We start from the raw sequence: 3,095 nt of genomic DNA on the forward strand, positions 1-3,095 counted from the left end.
AACTAATATACTACTTTTATGAAACTTCTTGGCAATATTGTGTGGCTGATATTCGGCGGTCTCTTCATTGCTGCAAGCTGGTTACTTATAAGTTTCCTTCTTTGCATAACCGTTATTGGCGTACCATTCGGTATTCAAGCATTCAAAATGGCAAAGCTCACACTCACGCCATTTGGAAAACACGTTATTTACCGAGGCGGCACTAGCACAATTTGGAACATATTATGGATTGTATTTTTCATTGGGCCAATGCTTGCATTAGGTTATATCGTTTCAGGATTCATTTGCTGCTGCACAATTGTTGGCATTCCATTTGGCATACAATCTTTCAAAATGGCAAAACTTGCGTTGTGGCCGTTTGGTTCCGAAATTGTAGAAGATAGTTACGCACCATACGTACGCAAGTAATCTGCAGCGCGCGAAGCTAATTCCTCATCCATAACTGGCTTACCGTCACTATTAGTGAGTTTTTGAGCTGCAGCGAAAATTTCGCGCACATTTGCAATTGGCAAAACTGGGAATCCAAACTCCTGCTCTACTGCTTTTACTGCAGAAAGCTTACTGTCTTTCGTGCGTTCCATTCTGTCTACTGCCAAAATCAAGCCAACAACTTGCACATTTGCTTCCGCTTTAAGCTTTGGCAAAGTTTCGCGAACTGCAGTTCCAGCAGTCATCACGTCGTCAACTAACAGAACTTTCATGCCGTCTTTTAACGGTTTTCCAACCATAATTCCGCCGTCGCCATGATCCTTTCGCTCTTTGCGATCGAAAGTAAAACCAACAGGCATATTATGATTATTCGTCAAAGCCATTGCCGTAGAAACTGCCAGCGGAATACCCTTATAAGCAGGGCCGAAAACAGTGTCGATATCTTGCGGAAGTTTGCCATCTTCGATTGCTGCAACAACGCGCTCAGCGTAGTATGCGCCTAGATTTGCGATTTTCATGCCGTCGTCAAAAGCACCAGCGTTAATAAAATAAGGTGATTGACGACCAGATTTCAGCGTAAAGTCACCAAATTTAAGCGCACCTGAATCAAGCAAAAACTTTGTAAAACGTTCGTCTAATTCTGCCATAATTAGCTCTCTTTCTTAAAATGATTTTAAATACTTTCTAAATACTTTTTAAATACTTAATTTCAGCGCCAAGTTTTGCCTTCAGCGAGTAAAGACGCAAGCTTTGGACGAGAATCAAGCAAATCGTCAAGCTCGCGAGCAATGCGAATAGGAGCAGTAGGATCCACCAAAGCAGCAGCACCAACTTCTACAGCATTCGCGCCAGCATACAAGTATTCCAAAGCTTTTTCGCCAGAATCAATGCCGCCAATGCCAATAATTGGAATATCTGGCATAGCTTGACGCACTCGCCACACAAACCCAAGCCCAATTGGGAAGATTGCAGGGCCGGAAACACCGCCCGTGCGATTCGCAATAATAGGCTCGCCTGTTCGAATATCAATTCGCAAACCAACTAGCGTGTTAATCATGCTTAAAGCATCCGCTCCAGCATCAACTGCAGCTTTGCAAATCGAAACGATATCCGTCACATTTGGCGTCATTTTTACAATCATTGGCTTGCTTGTCATTGCGCGAAGACGCTTAATTAAGCGGTGCAATGCAACCGGATCCGTACCAACGCTCATTCCGCCGTGAGTCACGTTTGGGCAGCTTACATTAATTTCAAGCATGTCGGCCGCAGAATCTGCAAGCTTTTCAACAACTTGCGCATAATCGTCGTCACTGTGACCTGCAACATTAGTAATAACAAGCGCTCCCATGGATTTTAGTTTCGGCAACTCGTCTACTAAATAATGGTCGACACCAGGATTTTGCAATCCAACTGCGTTTACCATTCCAGAAGGAGATTCTGCAGTGCGCGGAGAAGGATTTCCTTCCCAAGGAACAGGGGAAACACCTTTTGTGCAAATTGCGCCGAGTTGGCTTACGTCATAAAAGCGTCGGCAAGCTGCAAGCTGGAAAGTTCCAGAAGCAGTTCCAACCATGTTTTTCCACTTAACGCCTGCAACTTGAGTTGGATGCTTCCAAACGTGGCTAGTGTCAAAGCCAAAAGTTTCAGCGGAATTTGTTGCGGAATTTGCGTTATTTACAGAATTATTTTCGGCATTATTTACAGCACTCATATTTTTTACTCCCAACCCAAACGATTCGCATCAAAAACAGGACCATCGTTGCAAACTTTCAGCCTGCCTTCCAAAGTGTCAACAACGCAAGCAACGCAAGTTCCGTATCCGCATCCCATACGCGCTTCTAAACTGAGCTGACACTCAATATTTCTTTCATGTGCCCAGTGAGCTACAGCTTTCATCATAGGCAAAGGTCCGCAAGACAAAATAACAGTTGGCAAATCGTCGTCGAAATCAAAATGCTTAACTTTTTCAAGTTCGTCAAGAAGTGTAATAACAGTTCCTTCAGCATTTGTAATACTGTGTACGTCTGAAATATATTCTTTCGTTAAATCATCTGCAAAACGTTTGTTACGGTAGCCAAGCACTGCCGTTACGCTAGAATCTTCACGCTTTGAAAGCGCTTGAGCAGCACACAAAATAGGTGGCACTCCCAAGCCGCCACTTACCAACACATAATGTGCAGGTTTGGAAATATTAAAGCCAAGTCCCAAAGGTCCAAGAGCGTCAATGCTATCTCCTGGTTTAAGCTCAGCAAACTTAGCAGTGCCTTTGCCAATCACAGCAAAAATCAAAGTAAAAGTATCGCCTTCTACGCTTGCAACTCCAAAAGGACGCGGAAGCATAGCAGTTGGATCAGGGGAATACAAGTTCACAAATTGCGCAGGAGCAGCTTTTTTAGCAATCTCAGAATCTCGCAAAGTTAAACGGTACACGCCTTCGTCTAGCTTCTCATTATTGAGTACTTCTACAGCTCTGCGCCCCCAAAGGCGCGAATATTTTGCATTATTGCTTTCGTCTGCAGAACTTGAGCCGGAAGAATCAAAAGCGTCTTCACGTAACGTAATTATGGCGTTTCCAGAGGCTTTTCGCGTTGGAATAAACATGCCATCACTCATGTGGTTTCCCCTACCCTTGTATGTGTTTTGTACCGTTGCGTTTTATTTTTAAT

General features: G+C 43.7%; 4 protein-coding genes. 1 reads left to right on the top strand and 3 read right to left on the bottom strand.

Features of this window, described 5'->3' with window-relative positions; translation table 11 throughout:
• Nucleotides 1-18: 18 nt before the first annotated feature.
• Complete coding sequence (locus tag A5295_RS04430; RefSeq protein WP_012914266.1) at nt 19-408, top strand: YccF domain-containing protein; 390 nt, start codon at nt 19-21, stop codon at nt 406-408.
• On the opposite strand, the gene pyrE is transcribed toward A5295_RS04430, so the two are convergent.
• The 3 genes from pyrE to A5295_RS04445 form a co-directional block, all read right to left on the bottom strand.
• Nucleotides 384-1,076, bottom strand: coding sequence for an orotate phosphoribosyltransferase (gene pyrE / locus A5295_RS04435; protein ID WP_064621856.1), 693 nt, complete (start codon nt 1,074-1,076; stop codon nt 384-386). The two genes, A5295_RS04430 and pyrE, sit on opposite strands and share 25 nt — an antisense overlap.
• 62 nt (nt 1,077-1,138) lie before the next feature.
• The gene (locus A5295_RS04440) at nt 1,139-2,140 is read right to left on the bottom strand and encodes a dihydroorotate dehydrogenase (protein WP_064621858.1); all 1,002 of its coding nucleotides are present in this window, start codon (nt 2,138-2,140) and stop codon (nt 1,139-1,141) included.
• Nucleotides 2,141-2,145: 5 nt separating this feature from the next.
• On the bottom strand, nt 2,146-3,042 hold the full coding sequence (locus A5295_RS04445) for a dihydroorotate dehydrogenase electron transfer subunit (RefSeq protein WP_004106407.1): 897 nt from the start codon (nt 3,040-3,042) through the stop codon (nt 2,146-2,148).
• Nucleotides 3,043-3,095: the final 53 nt, after the last annotated feature.

The organism is Gardnerella sp. 26-12 (assembly GCF_001660745.1).
Classification (GTDB): domain Bacteria; phylum Actinomycetota; class Actinomycetes; order Actinomycetales; family Bifidobacteriaceae; genus Bifidobacterium; species Bifidobacterium swidsinskii.

Bases quoted from the DNA above. Each gene is read 5' to 3' on its own strand.
- A5295_RS04445 (WP_004106407.1), bottom strand. From the start codon at position 3,042: ATGAGTGATGGCATGTTTATTCCAACGCGAAAAGCCTCTGGAAACGCC.
- A5295_RS04440 (WP_064621858.1), bottom strand. From the start codon at position 2,140: ATGAGTGCTGTAAATAATGCCGAAAATAATTCTGTAAATAACGCAAAT.
- pyrE (WP_064621856.1), bottom strand. From the start codon at position 1,076: ATGGCAGAATTAGACGAACGTTTTACAAAGTTTTTGCTTGATTCAGGT.
- A5295_RS04430 (WP_012914266.1), top strand. From the start codon at position 19: ATGAAACTTCTTGGCAATATTGTGTGGCTGATATTCGGCGGTCTCTTC.